General features: G+C 62.6%; 12 protein-coding genes. 8 read left to right on the forward strand and 4 right to left on the reverse strand.

Features of this window, described 5'->3' with window-relative positions; genetic code table 11:
• Positions 1-315: 315 nt before the first annotated feature.
• The 5 genes from C0Z18_RS31555 to C0Z18_RS31575 all read left to right on the forward strand — a co-directional run bounded on the left by C0Z18_RS31555 (position 316) and on the right by C0Z18_RS31575 (position 9,006).
• Positions 316-3,090 (forward strand): type VI secretion system Vgr family protein, encoded by a 2,775-nt coding sequence (locus C0Z18_RS31555; protein ID WP_102649389.1) that lies wholly within the window; start codon positions 316-318, stop codon positions 3,088-3,090.
• Between the two features lie 19 nt (positions 3,091-3,109).
• Positions 3,110-5,266: a T6SS effector phospholipase Tle3 domain-containing protein gene (locus C0Z18_RS31560; protein ID WP_102649390.1), complete on the forward strand. Its 2,157-nt coding sequence runs from the start codon at positions 3,110-3,112 to the stop codon at positions 5,264-5,266.
• Positions 5,263-6,948, forward strand: coding sequence for a type VI lipase adapter Tla3 domain-containing protein (locus C0Z18_RS31565; protein WP_233217578.1), 1,686 nt, complete (start codon positions 5,263-5,265; stop codon positions 6,946-6,948). The genes C0Z18_RS31560 and C0Z18_RS31565 overlap by 4 nt, the downstream gene beginning before the upstream one ends.
• Positions 6,949-7,050: 102 nt before the next feature.
• Positions 7,051-7,314 carry a PAAR domain-containing protein gene (locus C0Z18_RS31570; RefSeq protein ID WP_102649391.1) on the forward strand — a complete coding sequence of 88 codons (264 nt, stop codon included), beginning with the start codon at positions 7,051-7,053 and terminating at the stop codon, positions 7,312-7,314.
• Positions 7,315-7,461: 147 nt separating this feature from the next.
• Entirely contained in the window at positions 7,462-9,006 is a 1,545-nt protein-coding gene (locus tag C0Z18_RS31575) for a type VI lipase adapter Tla3 domain-containing protein (protein WP_102649392.1), read from the forward strand.
• A 17-nt stretch (positions 9,007-9,023) separates the two neighbouring features.
• Here C0Z18_RS31575 and C0Z18_RS31580 read toward each other — a convergent pair whose 3' ends face one another.
• On the reverse strand, positions 9,024-9,407 hold the full coding sequence (locus tag C0Z18_RS31580) for a VOC family protein (RefSeq protein ID WP_102649393.1): 384 nt from the start codon (positions 9,405-9,407) through the stop codon (positions 9,024-9,026).
• 69 nt (positions 9,408-9,476) lie between these two features.
• A complete protein-coding gene (locus C0Z18_RS31585) occupies positions 9,477-9,941 on the reverse strand; it encodes a PaaI family thioesterase (RefSeq protein ID WP_102649394.1) in 465 nt (154 codons plus the stop codon).
• 236 nt (positions 9,942-10,177) lie between these two features.
• On the opposite strand from C0Z18_RS31585, the gene C0Z18_RS31590 reads away from it, so the two are divergent.
• Positions 10,178-11,791 carry a methyl-accepting chemotaxis protein gene (locus tag C0Z18_RS31590; RefSeq protein ID WP_102649395.1) on the forward strand — a complete coding sequence of 538 codons (1,614 nt, stop codon included), beginning with the start codon at positions 10,178-10,180 and terminating at the stop codon, positions 11,789-11,791.
• Between the two features lie 86 nt (positions 11,792-11,877).
• Here C0Z18_RS31590 and C0Z18_RS31595 read toward each other — a convergent pair whose 3' ends face one another.
• Positions 11,878-12,975: an AGE family epimerase/isomerase gene (locus C0Z18_RS31595; protein ID WP_102649405.1), complete on the reverse strand. Its 1,098-nt coding sequence runs from the start codon at positions 12,973-12,975 to the stop codon at positions 11,878-11,880.
• A gap of 350 nt (positions 12,976-13,325) precedes the next feature.
• Between C0Z18_RS31595 and C0Z18_RS31600 the strand changes: the two genes are divergently transcribed.
• Positions 13,326-14,294, forward strand: a complete 969-nt coding sequence (locus tag C0Z18_RS31600) for a hypothetical protein (protein ID WP_102649396.1) — start codon at positions 13,326-13,328, stop codon at positions 14,292-14,294.
• Positions 14,295-14,316: 22 nt separating this feature from the next.
• Here C0Z18_RS31600 and C0Z18_RS31605 read toward each other — a convergent pair whose 3' ends face one another.
• Positions 14,317-16,617, reverse strand: coding sequence for a heavy metal translocating P-type ATPase (locus C0Z18_RS31605; protein ID WP_102649406.1), 2,301 nt, complete (start codon positions 16,615-16,617; stop codon positions 14,317-14,319).
• Positions 16,618-17,014: 397 nt separating this feature from the next.
• Between C0Z18_RS31605 and C0Z18_RS31610 the strand changes: the two genes are divergently transcribed.
• Complete coding sequence (locus tag C0Z18_RS31610; RefSeq protein WP_102649397.1) at positions 17,015-18,481, forward strand: DUF1254 domain-containing protein; 1,467 nt, start codon at positions 17,015-17,017, stop codon at positions 18,479-18,481.
• The last annotated feature ends 2 nt before the right edge of the window (positions 18,482-18,483 follow it).

Here is an 18,483-nt window from a genome sequence, read left to right on the forward strand (position 1 = left end):
GGGGGCGGTTTCGTCGGAAGGGGGCGGCAGGCCATAGCGAGGGAATCTCGACCGAGCGGGACAATGCCCTGCCGATGCAAGAGTCCACGCAATTCATGGCTGGACAGGGATTAAGGCGACGCTATCGGAATTTATTCCCTCATATTCACTTTCGGTAATATTTTCTCGTTCTTTCATTTCTTTGACGCATTTGTCCGTGCCTGATAAATTCCCGCCTTCTGTCCGTCGAATCCATTTTCCCCGGGCGAGCTAATTTGATCGCGGTGGGCGGATATCAAATGCGCATTGCGTATATTTCGAGCGAGAGAATACGTCGTGAACTACGCAGACCTGCGGCGCGTGTCATTCGGGGCGCTGCCGTCCCAAAAGAATCGGGTAGTCCGTCTCCACTTTGGCGAGCATGAGGAACAACTCGAGGACGTTGTGCTGCCTCAACGCGTCGATATTCGCGAAAGCCTTTTCGGTGGGATCGACGGCTGCGTGTCTTGCGTCTCCACGAACGCCGGCATACCGCTCACCACCTTTCTCGGCTTGCCTGTATCGGTGCAGCTCGTCACCGACCAAGGTGCGTTGCACGCGATCAACGGCATCATCGTCGACGCCCGCGAGGGCGAATCGGACAATTCGCTCTCGACCTACCAGCTATTCATCCGAGATGCCCTGTCGATTCTTGAACGTCGCATAAATACGAGAATTTTTCGACAAAGCAATGTGCTGGACATCATTCAGACGCTGGTTGGTGAATGGCGACAAAACAGCGAGGTCCTAGGCGGCGCCTTTTATCTCGACGTCTCGGATGTTGACCGGGCAGAGCTTCCGGTTAGAGAACAGACCGTTCAGTTCGATGAATCCGATGCAGCGTTTATTCGCCGGCTATGCCGACGAGAAGGTATTGGATGGTTTATACGCGCCGGCAAACCGGGGCAAAAGGATCCCGGCAAAGCGGGCGATACGGCGCACACGCTCGTCTTGTACGACAACGCGATCAAGCTGAATCAATCTGCGGTCGGCTCGGTAGCGTACCGCTCCGATGCGACGCTCGGGGAGCGAGACGCCATCACGCTGCTTTGCGTCGCTAGGCAGCTCGTACCGGGATCGATACGCCGCTTCAGTTGGGATCACAAACGCGGCCAAACGGACCGTATCCAGGGATCGACCAATGTCGATCAGGGTAAGGCCGGTAACGACCTCGGCCAGTTACTGATGGATTCTCGACTCGATGCGCCGCATATCGCCGATTCTTGGGCGCACTACGACCAGCTCGGGCTTGCGCGCGTCAAGTCTCACCGTGCCCGCGCGGCGCATGTCGATGGCGCGAGTGGGGTTCGAGATCTAGTGATCGGTGAATGGATCGAGGTTACGGGGCTTGCCGAGGAGCCGGGTTCGTCGCGCGACGATCGCCGGTTCACGATCACGAGCTTGCATCATCGCGCCGAGAACAACCTGCCGAAGGATCTGCACGAGCGAGCGCAGGCGTTGTTTACCGAAAGCCGCTGGTCGTTCGACTCACCGCCTGTTTCGTTGGATACGCCGAAACGGCCTTCCGTCTTTGGCGATTCGACCCAAGCCCGGTATGAAAATACATTCAGCGGCGTGCCACGCTCGATGCCGCTGACACCCGCTTACGATCCTCACGTCGATCTTCCGCGTGTTCATCCGATTATCGGCGTCGTCGTGACGCCGGACGGCGAGGAAGTGTTCTGCAACGCTTACGGACAGATCAAAGTGCAGTTGCAAGGGCTCGATCCGAAAGATCATGAGCACGCTAATGGCGCGGGGACGAGCGGCACCGATAGCGATAGCGCCTGGGTTCGGGTCATGACGGGACTGGCCGGGGACAACTTCGGCGAGAACTGGCTTCCGCGCAAGGGGATGGAAGTCGTCCTCGATTTTCTGTCGGGCGACCCCGACAAGATCTACGTGGCCGGGGTGTTCCACGGCGGCACGCATATGCCGGCGACTTTCACCAACACCGGCGCGCTGCCCGGGAATCGTTTTGTTTCCGGGGTAAAGACGCGCGAGGTGAAGGGCAGGAGGTACAACCAACTGCGCCTGGATGACACGCCGAGCGAAATCAGCGCCCAGTTGGGCAGTGAGCATGAGGCGAGCGAGGTTAACCTTGGTTTTCTAACTCATCCGCGAACCAACGGCGTCGGCGAGGCGCGTGGCGAGGGGGCGGAAGTGCGCACGGATGCCGCCGCCGCGTTACGAGCGGCGAAGGGCATTTTGTTGACGACCTACGCTCGCAATAAGGCCGAAGGACATCAGCTCGATCGCGACGAATTGAATCAGTTGCTCGGCGAGTGCATGGAGCTTTTTAAATCGCTTGGCGACTACGCTGGGCAGCATGGCGGACAAGCAGCGGATGCGGTCGGGCAAAAAGCACTTGCCGATGCGGTCAAGGATTGGCAACCGTCGGGCGCCGGCAGCGCGAAGGGCTTGATGGCGTTCGGCGCGGAAGCGGGCTCGGTGCAAGTCACGCCGAAGACGCACGTGACGTATTCCGGAGAAAACATCGATCAAGTCGCCCAGCAACACCTCCAGCTCATGAGCGGCCAACGTTTGAATGCGACGGCCGGACAAGGCATGCAATTGTTCGCGCGCGGCAAAGGCGTGCAGGCGATTGCGGGGGAAGGGCCCGTGCTGCTCCAGGCGCAAGCGGATACCTTGACGGCCAATGCGCAAAAGGGCGTAACGATCAGTACGAACGAAAACGAAGTGCTGGTGACGGCGCCCACGATACGGCTCGTGGCCGAGGATGGGAGCTATATCAAGATCGGTGGTGGGGTGACGCTCGGCACGAACGGCGATATCAATCTGCTTTCCGCTTCACACAAGTGGGGCGGGCCGTCGACGCAGCAAGCCACGAAGTCGGCGTTCAACAATGCACCGACCGATCAGCGTTTCCGTTTGCATTACCCGGCGGGCGCTGATGGCGAGAAAGTGGCTGCGGCCAACAAGCCGTATCGGATCACGCTGGACGATGGCCGCGTTATCGAAGGTAAGAGCGATGCGAATGGATTGACCGAAGTCGTGAAGGACGAGGCGATGCGCATTCTCAAGATCGACATTCTGAAGCCAACGAATTGAGTGGGGCAGCGAAGACGAAATGGCTGACGCGACAAACTCTAACAATGTCATTGCGCAGGCGAACGCGGTCACGATGACTTGCCGGCCGGGGCCGCGCGACGTGGAAGTGCCGCCGGCTCGGCCCGGTGTGGTCATTTTTCTGCATGGGGTGAATGACCCCGGGGTCACCTATGAGCCGATCGAGAAAGGGCTCTGCCAAGGGCTGAACGAGCGGTTGTCGCGGACCGATTTGCGGCCGGGACGATATGGGGAGCGTTTCAAAAGGGCAAAGGAGGCCTTTCAAACGGCCCAAAAGCAGAAGCGCCAGCTTGGAACGGCGGACGCTGACGTCTTCTACGATCCCGACTCGTACGAATATTTACGCGCGGAAATCGACAAGGAGACCAAAAGCGTCTTTATCCCCTTCTACTGGGGGTATCGAGCGGCGAACAGTGAAATTGCCAAGAAAGGCGATGCTGGACAGGTGGTCAGCACGGATACCAAGGGTGAGTATGTTGTCACTCGAGGCCAATACCAGGATAAGGCCGGCAACCGGCTCGATGCGCATTTCGCCAAGGAAGGCGGCTTTTTTGACAATGCGACAAACAATATCCCTGACATGTACGGGGAAGGGTTCAAGACCGGCCGTAAAGAGCATCTCGTGATGAAGGCAGGGCTCTCCGGGCAGTACAGCTACATCGGCGATTCGCCCGAGCGGCGTTACTTCGTGCTCGCAGCGCATCGCCTCGCGGCACTCATCAGCACGATCCGGGGCGAGCAAGTGCAAGGCGGGGTCAAATTGGGCGACGCCGATGCCGCGAACGAGACCGTTACGATCATCGCGCACAGTCAAGGGACGCTCATCACGTTGCTCGCGCAGGCGTTGCTGCGCCAACAGGGCCATCGATGCGCCGATTGCGCGATCATCGTCGACACGCCCTACAGCGTGCGCGATACGGATGGGACGAAGCAGACGCCGCTCGCGATGCTGGAAACGTTCGTCGAGATCGTGAACGAGGTGACGAAGACTCCTTACACCATTCCGCAACTGGCCGACCTCATGTTCGATTGTGAACGGCACGGTGGGAGAGCCGGTGCCGGATGGACCGCAACTCAAGGAAAGCGCAAGGATAAGCACGGTAACTGGGTTACGTTCGACGAGCGGGACAATCGTGGCAAGGTCTACTTGTATTTCTGCCCTGAGGACACGGTCGTAGGCTTGGACAGCATGCGGGGCATCGGCACGTACGGCATGCCCGACGAACTTCATTTGGAAGGACACAAGGTGGTCCCGGCTATGGACCGTCTAAAAAATATGCGTTTCTATCAGCGCATGTGGACACGCCTCGAACGTGGCTCCGGGGACGGCGAGTTTCAGCCGGTCTTGGTCGGTACCAAGCCGGGTCATATGGTTGTCCGCGATCGGTATCAACGGCTGGCTGTAGGGCCGGACGCGGGGATGGGCCTTTTGGTCGGCGCGGTAAGTACGACCTCACATCAGCGCAACGAGATGCGAAATATCAACGGCGAGCAATTGAATCCTCCGCATGCGCCGGAGATGTACGGCGGAGAAGTGGTGAAAGGGGGGGCGAGGCCGGGGTATGCCGATCGAGCCGGCGAGTTCAAGCCCGACGAAGTTTCGAAGAATGTCGCATTGGGGAATCAATCCGCGTCTTTTAAGTGGATCGTCGTTGACCGCCCCGTTGTTCAGCCTGACTTGGATACTTATAAGGCCGCATTCAACTCGAAGAGCCCGGACGAGGGCGACCATTCTTACAACTGGCGCGCTCTTGGCATCATGGCACCGTACGTCGTCGAGCGCGAGGAAACGCCGAACGAGGCCCGCGCTCGAATGGAGACGGACGCGAGTGCAAGGTCCCAGAACAGTTACCATTCCGCCATCTTGGCGAGCCCGGAGAATCATCGGTGGGTGACCGCAATGGATGTTGCGATTGGGCAGGGGGCGATGCTTGATAATCCGCAATGGCGAGACTTGCTGATTCGAATGGCGGATTGGCGTTTGACTGACCAAAATTTGACGCCACTGAAAAGCAATCCGAACTTTGGCCGATTATCTAAGGGCGTGAAAGATCTCATCGCGGCGACAGCCGACTACTATCAAAATGGCTCGTTCCCTCCGCAGGTCATTGTTCCCCTAACGCCGCCGCCACTGGTCGTTGACGGGCGGAAAGCATGAATATAGGCCAAATGACAGTCAATCGGCCGCGCGCCTGGCCCTGGTTCGGTGCATTGGTGGCGCTGTCTCTTGCGTGGATTGCATTTACGATGTACGAAAACTATCAACATTGGCAGGCCACTGGTCTGATGGAGCCTATGGGCAATAAAATTCGTAATGGGGTCTTGCTTGTAGCCGCCCTGCTCGCAGTGGGATATGCAGCGGTATGGGGTAGTTCACTGCTTGGGCAAAAAGGAGGCAGGAACACGGTGGGAGGGCGTTCGGCGAATTCCGTTACTACCGATCGTCAGCCTGCGTCGGCACCTGCAATCTTGTCTTCCTCCGGTGCCAAATATGTCCTCGAAGCGCGTAGTCTAGGCGTGGTCGTCAACCGGGATGTAGACCACGAGATCTGGGAAAAGATCGAGCAGAAGGCCGACAACTTTTCGTCGTTCCTGTCGCAGAACGAGGACGATTACGCGGATTCGGCGGATATGCGTCTGAGCGATTACGCGCAGGTGAGTGGCTTGGCTTTCCGCGAAGCAGCCGGTCACGCTGTCGAATACTGGCCTATCCCGACGATCATTTGGGGCCCGCCACGAGACCCCAAAAGCGACTACAGGGCGGCTAGAGATATTTCGGCGAATCGGCAACAGGCGGGACTAGGCGTTCATCTTTTTCTTTGGTCCGACGACGCTAACACGAACGACGGCGCGGCCATGGCGTCGAGGTTGTTTGATTTTTTTGACAAGCATCCCGACGTCCCCGCTGCGCTTGTTTTTTGCGAGGACGGAGACGTTATGCGTTATCTCGTGGGGCCCGGGGGACTTATGCCCCAGGGCCGCATGGTGCCAAAAATCCCGAACAGCATCGTCGGTATATTCGTCTCTCGCTCTGACCGCGTCGATAAATTGATTCGCCCATTTGCGGTGGATCAATCCGCGGCAATCGACAAAGACACGACGCAATATGACGTTACGCGGTTATGGAATTACTACTGGGCTAAAAGCGATGACCGAGGACCCGACAGCTTCCATGTGTCGTACATAAATGAGATGAAGCATGAAGGCTACGAGGATCCCAGTCCAGTGAATACGATGAGGGCCAGTTGGTGGCAGCAGCAATTGCCGGCGTTCTGGAAGCAGATCACTAACAAGGGACCAGGCGACTTCAAGCCCACACCGTACCTCCCGATCCGCTGGACGACATGGCAAGTCGAGCAGTTCGACAAGATGCCCTTGATCGGCTACCTGCATCGCCCTGTGGACGTGAAGCTCACGAACGACGAGGGGAAACTGCTGCCCAAGTCGGAGCAGATCGCCGCACTCAAGAGCGGGTGGGCGTCGGCACTCGGAACATTGGAGCCGGCGATGGAGCCGAAGCGCGTGTTCTATGACACGACCGGTGATCGCCAATGGGCTATTCCCATAACGCAGGCACTTTCACAGGAAGGCGCGAAGGCACCCGACATCGGCGACGTGAAGCAGGGGTACGACATCGGCCGCCGCATTGGAAACACCGGCGTGAGTTCCCCGATGGTCCAGCTAGGCTTGGGTCTGATCGCAAGCTACAAGGAAGGCGGGGCGAGCGCGACGATCAACCGCCGGCCTGACGGTAACGCGACGATCATGATGGTCAGCCCGCCCGATGCGGCTACAAGAGCCGCATGGCAGCAACAGCATGGTGGCCATACGCCCTTCTGAGGTAATGTACCCTCCGCCGGGCGCAAGCCGGCGGAGGACCGTCAACGAGTCCCGATGTCCTCCTGCCGCTTGGGCATTTGGCATTGAGAGTTCTAGAGAAAAATGCGCGGAGTAATTCGGATCGGCGATTCAACATCGCACGGCGGCGTCGTACAAACGGGCCGAGAGCAATCGACGGTATTGGGCAAAGCAGTCGCTTGCGTGGGTGACGAATGCACTTGCCCGATGTCCGGGCACGACCACTGTGTGATCGTCGAAGGCGATGAACAGGTATTGATCGACGGACGCGCGGTCGCTTTCGACGGCCACAAAACCTCCTGTGGCGCCACGCTGATTTCGAGCGTTCCCGCTTCGGGCCGTGTATGACGGCTGAACGGGGCGATTTCCTCCCCGCATACGAGCGCAAACCGACAAGACTGAGCCACTAGCTTCATAAAGTCACGCGCCGTTATCCCCAAACCGCTGCACAGCTTGCCATTGCGACATTGGCAGACCACAGGTCTGACGGAGCCTATGGGCAATAAAATTCGGAACGGTGTCTTAGCCCTTGGCGCCTTGATTGCATTGGCATATGCGTCGGTATGGGATGTTTCCCTGTTTGGCCAACCCGCAGGCAACGACGCGGCGGGCGCGCGTTCATCCAATGCTCGGGCGATCGTGAACCACCCTGTAGCCGCTCCTGCAATCTTGTCGGCATCTGGCGTTCGATATGTGCTGGAAGTGCGAAGCCTCGGCTTGGTTTTAAACCGCGATGTAGACGACGAGATTTGGGAAAAGATCGAGCAGAAAGCCGATAATTTTTCGTCGTTTCTGTCGCAGAATGAGAACGACTACGCGGATTCGGCGGACATGCGTCTGAGCGATTACGCGCAGGTGAGTGGCCTGGCTTTCCGCGAAGCAGCCGGTCAGGCGGTCGAATACTGGCCCATTCCGACGATCATTTGGGGACCCCCGAGGAACCCGAAGAACGGCTATCGCGCTGCTGCTGATATTTCAGGGAACAGGCAGCAGGCAGGACTAGGCGTTCATCTTTTCCTTTGGTCCGACGACGCTAACACGAACGACGGCCCGGCTATGGTGTCGAGGCTGTTTGATTTCTTCGACAAGCATCCCGATGTCCCTGCTGCCCTCGTCTTTTGCGAGGACGGAGATGTTTTGCGATTTCTCCTTGGGCCTGGGGGAGTTATGCCCCGTGGTCTCATGGTCCCGACGATACCCAACAGCATCGTTGGAATGCTTGTTTCCCGCTCCGATCGCGTCGATAAGCTGATTCGTCCGTTCGCAGTCGACCAGTCCGCGTCGATCAGCAAGGACACGACGCAATACGACGTTACGCGGTTATGGAATTACTACTGGGAGAAAAGCGACGGTCAAGGGCCGGACGGGTTCGATGCGTTCTATACGAATGAAACGAAGCAGCAAGGCTACGATCATGTGACCCCGGTGAATACGATGAAGGCCGATTGGTGGCAGCAGCAATTGCCGGCCTTCTGGAAACAGGTTAGCAACAAGGGACCCGGCGACTTCAAGCCCACGCCGTACCTCCCGATCCGTTGGACAACGTGGCAAGTCGAGGAGTTCGACAAGATGCCCTTGATCGGCTACCTGCATCGCCCTGTGGATGTGAAGCTGACGAACGACGACGGGAAACTGCTGCCCAAGTCGGCGCAAATCGCTGCACTCAAGAGCGGGTGGGCGTCGGGACTCGGGACATTGGAGCCGACGATGGAGCCTAAGCGCGTGTTCTATGACACGACCGGTGATCGTCAATGGGCCATTCCCATAACCCAGGCGCTGTCACAGGAAGGCGCGAAGGCACCCAACATCGGCGACGTCAAGCAGGGCTACGACATCGGCCGCCGCATTGGAAACACCGGCGTGAGTTCACCGATGGTCCAGCTAGGCTTGGGCCTGATCGCAAGCTACAAGGAAGGCGGGGCGAGCGCGACGATCAACCGCCGGCCTGACGGTAACGCGACGATCATGATGGTGAGCCCGCCCGATCCGGCTATACGAGCCGCATGGCAGCAACAGCATGGTGGTCGTACGCCCTTCTGATGCAAGGTATCCCCGCCCTACTCCCCGTGACACACCGCTTCGATATTGTGCCCATCGGGATCGAGGACAAATGCGCCGTAATACCCCGGGTGGTAATGCGGACGCAGACCCGGCGCGCCGTTGTCTCTACCACCTGCGCCGATCGCTGCGTGATAGAACGCATCCACCATCGCGCGATCCGCCGCGCGGAATGCAATATGAACCGGCGGATTATTCGGCGTGCCGCGGCTGATCCAAAAATCGGAGGCCCCATCCGAGCCAAATCCAGCCACGTCCGTATGGCCTGTCACGGCCGCGGGGAATTCGCTCAGCATGGCATAGCCGATCGGCGCGAGCGCTTGCTGATAAAAGCGTTTGCTTTTCTCGAAATCGCTTACCAATACGCCGGTATGGTCGATCATCGTTTTTCTCTCATCGTTAGTTTTAAGGGGTGAAGCGGCCGCCGCTTCGGCATGTGATGTTATGTCACCTCAAGCGCGCTCATCGTCATGCGCAGCGTGTTCAGCGTGCGGGGGACCGTTCGGCCCGTCGCCCACGCGATTGATTGTTCCTTGAGCCAGCGCGACGAGCGTTTCTTTCTCGCCGTCGACGACGTACACCCGACACTGGCAGATGGCATGCCCACGGCCGGCATAGATGAGTTCCGCACGTGCGATCAACGTGCCGCGCACGGCCGGGCGCAGGTAATTGATCTTGTATTCGCCCGTGACCACGCGCGGCCCCAGCGCCAGCGCACCGGCGAACGTCAGGGCATTGTCGGCCAGGTAACTCGTGACGCCGCCGTGCACGAAACCTTGCTGTTGGCGCAATTCGTCGCGAATGGGCAGGCACAACGTCACCTCGCGCTCGCCGATTTCCACGAGTTCCGTGCCAAGCAGCATGCTGAAAGGCTGCGCGTGTAGCGCGCCGCGCGCCAAATCGAAGAAATCGGTCATCCAAAGCCCCTTCGGGTTTGCGCCCTGTGGTGTCGCGTTCCACTCTAGGAACGCCAGCTAGGTTGCGTCAAGCAAGCAACTAGGCAATTTGCTCCGCGAGACCGATCGGGCAACGCGTCACGCACGATCCACGGCCCACGGACCATGGCGAAGGACTCAAGCAAATCGAGGAACTGCCGTAAACCCTGACGACGGCCGTTCCGGCCTACCTTTCGTTCTACTTTCGGATGTTCTAGATGTTCAGCAAGATCAAGCTCGCTTCCGGCCTGTTATTCGTCTTGGCCGCCTTCTGCCTGCTGCAACTCGTGACCGGCGGCATCGGCTTTTGGTTCCTGACCAGTACGCATCACGATGTCGGCGATCTCTCCAACGTCGCGCTCGTCCAGGTCAACGCGGTCAACGAGACGACGCAGCATCTGATGGACGCACGCATCAACTTGTCGCGCGCGGGAACGCGGATGGTGGGCGGCGGCGCGGAGCCGACCGCCATCGTGCAGCATGCGCGCGAGCAACTCGCCCTCGCCGACAAATCGTTCGCCCGTTTCGCCGATGCGCCGAAAACGAGCGACGAAAACCGCGCGCACGCGGCCGCATTAGCGGAAAAATACCAAGCGCTGCATACGGCGCTCGGCGAGCTGGCCCAGTACCTGGACAGCAACGACATCAAGTCGTTCATGGATCAGCCGACGCAATCGTTCCAGGATGCCTTCCTGAACGAGCAGCACGCCTTCACGCAATTCGGCGATGCGCAAAGCAGCGCTTCGCTCGCTTCGATCGACTCGCGCCTGTCGATGTTCCGCACGCTGAGCGTGGTGATTCTCGTCGCCCTGCTCGCCGGGACGGCCGCGGTCTATGCGGCGCTCAAGCGCGGCGTCGTGGCCCCGCTCGAGGAAGTCGGCCGGCACTTCGAACGGATCGCGCGCGGCAAGCTCGTCGAGCCGATCGCCGCACGCGGCACGAACGAGATCGGCCGTCTGTTCGCCGGTCTCGCGCATATGCAGGCAAGCGTGGCCCAAACGGTGAAGACCGTGCGCGATGCCGCCGATTCGATTCATACGGGCGCGGACGAAATCGCAACCGGCAACGCCGATTTGTCCGCCCGTACCGAAAGCCAAGCGGCCTCGCTCGAGGAAACGGCCTCCAGCATGGAAGAGCTGACCGCCACCGTGCGCCAAAACGCGGAACACGCGCGCGAGGCGAACACGTTGGCCGACGATGCGCTGCGCTCGACGTCCGAGGGCACGAGCGTCGTCGATAGCGTCGTCGACAAGATGCGCGGTATCGCGCAAAGCTCGGATCGGATCGCCGAGATCATCACTGTCATCGACGGCATCGCATTCCAGACGAACATCCTGGCATTGAACGCGGCCGTCGAGGCGGCGCGCGCCGGCGAGCAAGGCCGCGGCTTTGCGGTGGTGGCCGGGGAAGTGCGGGGCCTTGCGCAACGCAGCGCGCAGTCGGCCAAGGAGATCAAGGCGCTGATCAGCGAATCGGTGGCGCAGATCGAAGGCGGTTCCGAGCTCGTCGAGCGTGCCGGCGACGCGATGCAGAAGGTATCGAGCTCGATTTCGCGGGTGGCGCAGATGATGGCGGAGATCAGCGCGTCGTCACACGAGCAAAGCACGGGTATCGATCAGGTCAACCAGGCCGTCGTGCAAATGGATCGTATGACGCAGCAAAACGCGGCGCTCGTCGAAGAAGCCGCTGCGGCGGCATCGTCGCTGCACGATCAGACCCGTCAGCTCAAGGAAGCGGTGTCGGTCTTCGAGATCTCGTCGGCTGTGCTCGGCGACGCACGGTTTGCCACGAGCTCGCATATCGCCGGCGGCGAGCCGATGCTCGCTTACTGAATCCGAGAACTGAAGTTCAAGCCCTCCGGCCGCTTCCCGGCGGCCGATCGATGCGGGCCGTGCGAGCGCTCGGCCCCGCGCATTCCTCAACTCGCCAACGAGGCGTAGGCCGTGGCGAGGTGATAAGGCGTGGTGGACGGCATGTCGGCGCGCGCCACCTCGCCCGTGCCCGAGAGGCACTCGTACCAGCCTCGCGCGTGCAAGAAGCGCGCTTGAAAGCGTGGAATCTGTAGCGCCAAGGCTTGTAAATCCTGCTCGCGCCCCCGCGTGGCCAGGGCCCGCAGGTATTCCGTTTGCGCCCATATCCGCTGCGTTGCGTCTTTGACGGCGCCCGTTTCGTCGAGCGCTGCACAAACCCCGCCAGTCTGTCTGTCCACGCCGTGTCGCTGCGCGAAGTCGAACGCGCGCGCCAGATCGTCGGCAAGCCCGGATGCCGCGGCGACCGGGCCGGCACGCTTCGCCAAATACAACCATTCGAATTGATGACCCGGCTCGAGCCGGTTGTCGGCGCTGCCGATCGGCAATTCGGCGATCGCGCCCGTCGGCGCGTGCACGAAGTGGCGCGCGACGGCTTGGGTCAGTTGCGCGAGCGCCGATTCGTAAGCCGGCTCGCCCGTCGTCTCGTAGGCGGCCAGATAGGCCTCGGTCAGATGCATCAGCGGGTTTTGCAGCGGACCGGTGCGCGCCGCGCGGAAGTCGGCTTCGAGCGCGGCGTGCAGCAAACCGTCGCCTGCGGCGAAACGCGCTTGGACGAGCGAGGCGGTGTCGCCGATGACGCTGAGCGCGTCGCGATCGCCGGTGGCCGCGGCATAGTGCGCGCAGGCGAAGATCACGAATGCGTGCGTGTAGAGATCTTTCGTGGTTTCGAGCGGCGCGCCTTGCGCATCGACGCTAAATATCCATCCTCCGTGCTTTGCGTCGTGGAAATACCGGCGCATCGCGTGAAAGAGTTGTTCGGCATGCGCCGCCTCGCCCGCTTGAGAAAACACGAACAATTGCCGCGCGCAGGCCATGGCCCGGTAGCGGGTGACGGGCAGTGGCGCGTGATCGTTCGCGCCGACGGCCTCGTATGGTAATTGCAGGGCACTGTTGAAACCGGGTCCGCGCCAGATCGGCAGGACGGTTTGCTGATAGTGCGCGCGTAGGGCTGCGGCCTCGGCCGCGATCGTACGGTCGATCGACATGGACATGATGCGGTTGGCTTGACGATGAGACGACGCGCGCATTGAGCGGCCGCGCGAAGCACGAAGCATAAAGCGCAAAGGATAAAGCAAAGCCGCTGCGCGAGGCAGGCCGCATGGTCAACCGATCGTGAGACAATGCCGCGTTTGCAGCACGCTTCGATTCGACCACGATACCAACGAGCCGCGCTTAGCCGCAGCCGCTTCAACACGCCATGGCAGATTTTGCAGCATCCTCTTCCCCCCGTTCCCGAGGTTCTTCGACCAGTAAAGGCCGTGCCCGTGCCGCATCGTCCGACGACGTTCGCCGGCCCGCGCGGGCCGCGGTCGAGGCCGAGCCCGAGTCTGCCACGGTGCAAGAGGCTGGCGATTTGCTGCAACTGCCGCCCATCGATCCCCGCCAAGGCACGCTGCTTGGCTTCGAGTTGCCGGCGGAGGCGCTGGCCTTGATCGCCGAGGAACAAGCCCCGCCCGTTGCCGAACTGGTTGCGCCGGCGCAGCCCACGCGCGGGGCGCGAGGCAAACCGGCGGCTGTCGATCGCGCCGCACCCGAGCCGGTATTGATTCCCGACGCGGCGCAGGCGCAGCCGGCCCCCGCTGCGACCGGCTCTGAGAACGGCGCGCTCGCCGGTGCGCGCGAACCCGGATTGCTGTCGCCCGGCGCGGCGCTTGCGAGCGTGCGTCAACAAGCGGCGCGCCGGCCAGCGCAGACGGCGCGGCCGGGCGGTACGCCTGCGCCGATCGAGGCGAGCGCGCCTCCCGTCCCTCCTACACCCGAGTTTGCCGTTTCGTCGGCCGCCGTTGCCGCGCCGGAGGCTCCCATTGCCCCGGCGGCACAGCGTGCGGACGTTGCCGCGCACACGTTCGACATGGCGCGCCCGGCCGAGTTGGCCGAAACGGTTGCGTCGCTACAAGAGGCGCTGGCGCAAGAACGGCTCGCCGCGCAGGAGCGTTGGCGCCGCACGCGCCATTGGCTCGGACTCGCGTTGGGTGGGCTCGTGTTGCTGTTCGCGATATCCGTCGCGCAGACGGTGGCGCTGATCAGCTTCAGTCATCGCGCACAAGCCGATCAGCAAAAGACCCAGTCGGCCCTGAACGAACAGCAAGCCGCATTGGCCGGCTTGGCCAGCAGCACCTCGGCGTTGGCGGCGCTCATTCCCGCGCCCGCGCCCGCGCCCGCGCAAGCCGCTTCGGCCGTGGACGCTTCCACGCCGCGCCCGGTGCGCCACATGAGGCTCGCGCACGCGCGGCGTTTGAAAGAGAAGGCCGACAAAGTCGAAAAGGCGAATAAGGCGGAAAAGACCAAGGCCGCCGCTCGCTGAACGCGAGCGGCATGCGCGGCGTTCACCCCCTCTCGACGCCCTTCCAGCGCTTGAGCAGCAGCGCATTCGTGACCACGCTGACGCTCGAAAACGCCATCGCGGCTCCGGCCAGCATCGGATTGAGCAAGCCGAGGGCGGCGAGCGGAATCCCGATCAGGTTGTAGACGAAGGCCCAAAACAGGTTCTGCTGGATCTTCCTGTACGTGCGGCGCGAAATATCGATCGCGTCGGCCACGAGGGCCGGGTCTCCCCGCATCAGCGTGATTCCCGCGGCATGCATGGCGACGTCCGTACCGGTTGCGAGCGCGATGCCGATATCGGCCGCGGCTAGCGCCGGTGCGTCGTTGATGCCGTCGCCGGCCATGGCGACCACGGCCCCCGTGCGCGCCTTGAGTTGCGCGACGATGTCGGCCTTATCCGACGGGAGCACCTGTGCAAATACCTCCTCGATGCCGAGTGCGGCGGCGACACTGGCCGCCGCACCGCGGTTGTCCCCCGTCACCAGCACGCTCTTGACGCCGCGCGCGGCCAACTGTTCGATGGCGGCCCGGGCCGTGGGCTTGACGCTGTCGCCGAACGCGAGCAACGCAAGCGCTTGCGCCGGCGCGCCTTCGGTACCCGCTCGCACGAGCCACGACACGGTGTTGCCTGCCGCCTCGAGCTCGCTCGCTCGAGCGCGCGCTTCAGCGGGCGGCTCGGCGCCGAGTTCATCGAGCCAACGCCCGTTGCCGACGCACACGGTGCTCCCGTCGATCTCGGCTTGCATGCCGCGACCGGCCACCGCGTTGGCGTGAACGGTCAAGGGCAAGCTCGCACTCGCCTTGTTCTCACCGCCCGCAAGCGGCAAGGCCGCGCTCGCGTCGTATTCGGCCAGTAGGGCACGCGCAAGCGGATGTTCGCTGTTGCGCTCCACCGCCGCGGCGAGTGCGAGGCCTTGCTCGCGGGAGATCCCGAACGCCTCGAACGCAACGAGCTTGGGTTTGCCCTCCGTCAGCGTCCCCGTCTTGTCGAAGGCGACGACGGAGACGCGTTGCGCCAGCTCGAGTGCTTCCGCGTCCTTGATCAGCACGCCGCGACGCGCGGCGACGCCCGTACCGGCCATGATCGCGGCCGGCGTGGCCAGGCCCAACGCGCAAGGGCAGGCAATGACGAGCACGGAGACCGCATTGAGAATCGCGGTCTGCGCCGAAGCGCCCGCGAGCAGCCACAGCGCGAACGTCGCCGCGGCTAGTACGAGAATGGCCGGGACGAACACGGCGCTGACGCGATCGACGAGGCGTTGGATCGGTGCCTTCTCCGCTTGCGCGTTTTCCACGAGCCGAATGATGCGGGCGAGGGTCGTCTCGGCGCCGGTTGCCGTCGTCGTCACTTCCAGCAATCCTTCGCCGTTGACCGAACCGGCGGTCACGCGCTCGCCGGGACCTTTGGCAACGGGCAGACTCTCGCCGGTGATCAGCGACTCGTCCACGTGGGTGCGCCCCGCGGCGATCGAGCCGTCCACCGGCACACGCTCGCCGGGCCGCACCAGCACGACGGTACCCACGCGAACTTGGTTCAGGGGCACCTCGCGTTCGTTGCCGGATGCATCCTTGATATGCGCCCGGTCGGGCCGCAGCGCGGTCAGTGCGCGGATGGCATCGGTCGTTTCGCGCTTGGCGCGCGCCTCCAGCCACTTGCCGAGCCGCACGAGCGTGATGACGACGGCCGACGCTTCGAAGTACAAATGCATGGTGTCGCCCGGCGCGACGATCGTTTGCCAGACGCTCAAGCCGTACGCGGCGGACGTGCCCAGCGCGACGAGGAGGTCCATGTTGCCCGCTCGTGCCCGCACGGCCCGGAAAGCGCTGACGTAGAACCGCGCGCCGCAAACGAATTGGACGACGCTGGCCAGCGCCAATTGCAGCCAAGCCGGCAACGCCCGCTCGGCGCCGAACGGCGCCGTCAGCATCGGCAACGTCAACGGTGCGCTCAGCACGGCCGCTAGCGCAACCGCCGCCAGTTCGCGCCGCGCTAGCCTCGCCCGCGCGCCTTCGGCTTGCGCCGGCGCGGCCTGCGCCGTGTCTTGCTCGGTGACGATGGGGTGTGCTTGGTAGCCCGCGGCGACGACCGCATCGACGAGCCGTTGCACATCGCCGGGCGTGAGCCGCGCGGCGGCTTGAACCGTCGCGCGCTCGGTGGCGAGATTGACGGAAGCGGCAGTGACCCCCGGCACGCGCGCCAGCGCTTTTTCCACGCGCGCGGCGCACGAGGCGCAAGTCATGCCCTCGATATCCAATTCGGCGGTCGAGATTTCGACCCCGGGAGGAGAGGCTAGGTCTGTCATGGTGGCTCGAACGGCAAAATAGAGCGGACGGTAGCCGCGATGCAACACACTATTAGCCTTCCCATGATGGGAAGGTCAAGCGTTCATGTCTAGTGCGGCACGGGCGAGCGCCGTCGTTTGAACGCCGCCGCGGGCAGATAATGGGACCCGCGGCCGCTCGGCCGCGACGTCGTGCGCCATAGGCGGCACCGGCGTTTTATGCTCGAGTTGGGTCGAGTTCTTGCTTCGCGGCCGAGGATACGATAAAACGCTCTCGCGATTCGTCACAGAATCGACGACGCGCGAGATCCCGGCCGGATCGGGCGCAAAACAACGGTGAAGGCGGATACTAGGCCGCCGGTTACCTAGTCAACAGATCGTACACATGAAAACAAAAACTCGAAAACCATCGCTTCCCATGGGGGCCCGTTGCTGGCTGGCCGGCGTGGCCGCTGTAGTCTTTGCGGGTTGCGCCGCACCGCAAAAGGCGCCGCCGCCGGCAAACTCGACGGGGTGGACCCAGGACGAAGTGGTCGATTCATACGTGTTCGGTTATCCGCTCGTCGTGATGACGACGGCGCGGGCCGAAGCCGTGGCCGCCGCGGGTACCGATTCGGCGGCGGCGCTCAATACGCTGCGCCCGATGCCGATGACCGAAACGGGGAACGACCCATTGCCGCCGTTGGCCGACGTGGATACGTTGTCCGCCAATGCATGGCTCGATCTGTCGCAGGAGCCCGTGATCGTCTCGGTGCCCAATACGCGCGGGCGCTTTCTCGATGCGCGCGTCCTCGACATGTGGACGAACGTCGTCTGGTCGACCGGTTCCGGCGCCAATGCGCGCACGGGCGCACCTAAACCGCAGACGATCGCGCTGGTTCCTCCGGGCTGGGATGGCCAACTGCCGGCGGGCATCGAGCGTGTCGATGCGCCGAGCAAGAATTTGTGGCTGGGCGTGCGCATCGCGGCGCTGGATGCGCGCGAACTGCCCGGAGCCCGCCGGCTATTGAGCGAGGTGCGGGTCGCGCCGTTGTCGGTTTTCACCGCGGATGAGCACCATGCGACGCGAGGCAAGCACGCCAAGCACGGCAAGCACGAGAGCGCGGCTGCGCGCAACGCGGCGGCCGACCCGCAAGAAAGCGTCGCGGAGGCGTCGACGGGTCTGGCCGCGAACGCGGCGGCTGTCACGAAACTCGACGCGAACGCCTTTTTCGGCAAGCTCGCGGACGCGATGCGCGACAACCCGCCGACCGCGGACGATAGCCACGCGCTGAAGGAATTGGCCGATATCGGCGTGAAGCCGGGCGAATCGGTGCATTTCGCCGACAAATCGGCCAGCGCGATCGCCGCGGGCGTGGCCGACGGCGTGAAGCGCGTGGAGGCGCCGCCCGTCAATGCGGTATCGGGTAACGGCTGGAGCTGGGCGGGCGACGGCACCGGCAACTATCGCGACGACTATGCACTGCGTGCATTCGCGGCGTTCGCCCATGCCGGGGCCGCCAGCGCGCAAGACGAAGCGTTCCCGACCGTATCCGTGGACAGCGACGGGCAGCCGCTCGACGGCAACAACGAGTACGTGATGCACTTCACGCACAAGACGCTGCCGCCGGCTCGCGCATATTGGACCATCACGGCGTACACCCCGGACGGCGCATTGGTTCCGGGGCACGTGCCGCATCGTTCGATCGATTCGCACGACCGGATGCGGCGCAACCGCGACGGTTCGATCGACATCCTGGTGTCGTCGAAGTCGCCGGGCCGCGCGCACGTGGCCAATTGGCTGCCCGCTCCGCAGGGGCCGTTCCAGCTCGTGATGCGCCTGTATGCGCCGCAGCCCTCGGCCACCGACGGCAGTTGGGCCCCGCCGCCGCTCAAGCGTCGATGATG

The sequence above is a fragment of the Trinickia dabaoshanensis genome (genome assembly GCF_002879885.1).
Classification (GTDB): Bacteria; Pseudomonadota; Gammaproteobacteria; order Burkholderiales; family Burkholderiaceae; genus Trinickia; species Trinickia dabaoshanensis.

Excerpts from the sequence above, each read along its gene's own strand:
- C0Z18_RS31610 (WP_102649397.1), top strand. The coding sequence starts at position 17,015 with ATGGGGGCCCGTTGCTGGCTGGCCGGCGTGGCCGCTGTAGTCTTTGCG.
- C0Z18_RS31590 (WP_102649395.1), top strand. The coding sequence starts at position 10,178 with ATGTTCAGCAAGATCAAGCTCGCTTCCGGCCTGTTATTCGTCTTGGCC.
- C0Z18_RS31580 (WP_102649393.1), bottom strand. The coding sequence starts at position 9,407 with ATGATCGACCATACCGGCGTATTGGTAAGCGATTTCGAGAAAAGCAAA.
- C0Z18_RS31585 (WP_102649394.1), bottom strand. The coding sequence starts at position 9,941 with ATGACCGATTTCTTCGATTTGGCGCGCGGCGCGCTACACGCGCAGCCT.
- C0Z18_RS31560 (WP_102649390.1), top strand. The coding sequence starts at position 3,110 with ATGGCTGACGCGACAAACTCTAACAATGTCATTGCGCAGGCGAACGCG.
- C0Z18_RS31570 (WP_102649391.1), top strand. The coding sequence starts at position 7,051 with ATGCGCGGAGTAATTCGGATCGGCGATTCAACATCGCACGGCGGCGTC.
- C0Z18_RS31565 (WP_233217578.1), top strand. The coding sequence starts at position 5,263 with ATGAATATAGGCCAAATGACAGTCAATCGGCCGCGCGCCTGGCCCTGG.
- C0Z18_RS31595 (WP_102649405.1), bottom strand. The coding sequence starts at position 12,975 with ATGTCGATCGACCGTACGATCGCGGCCGAGGCCGCAGCCCTACGCGCG.
- C0Z18_RS31575 (WP_102649392.1), top strand. The coding sequence starts at position 7,462 with ATGGGCAATAAAATTCGGAACGGTGTCTTAGCCCTTGGCGCCTTGATT.
- C0Z18_RS31605 (WP_102649406.1), bottom strand. The coding sequence starts at position 16,617 with ATGACAGACCTAGCCTCTCCTCCCGGGGTCGAAATCTCGACCGCCGAA.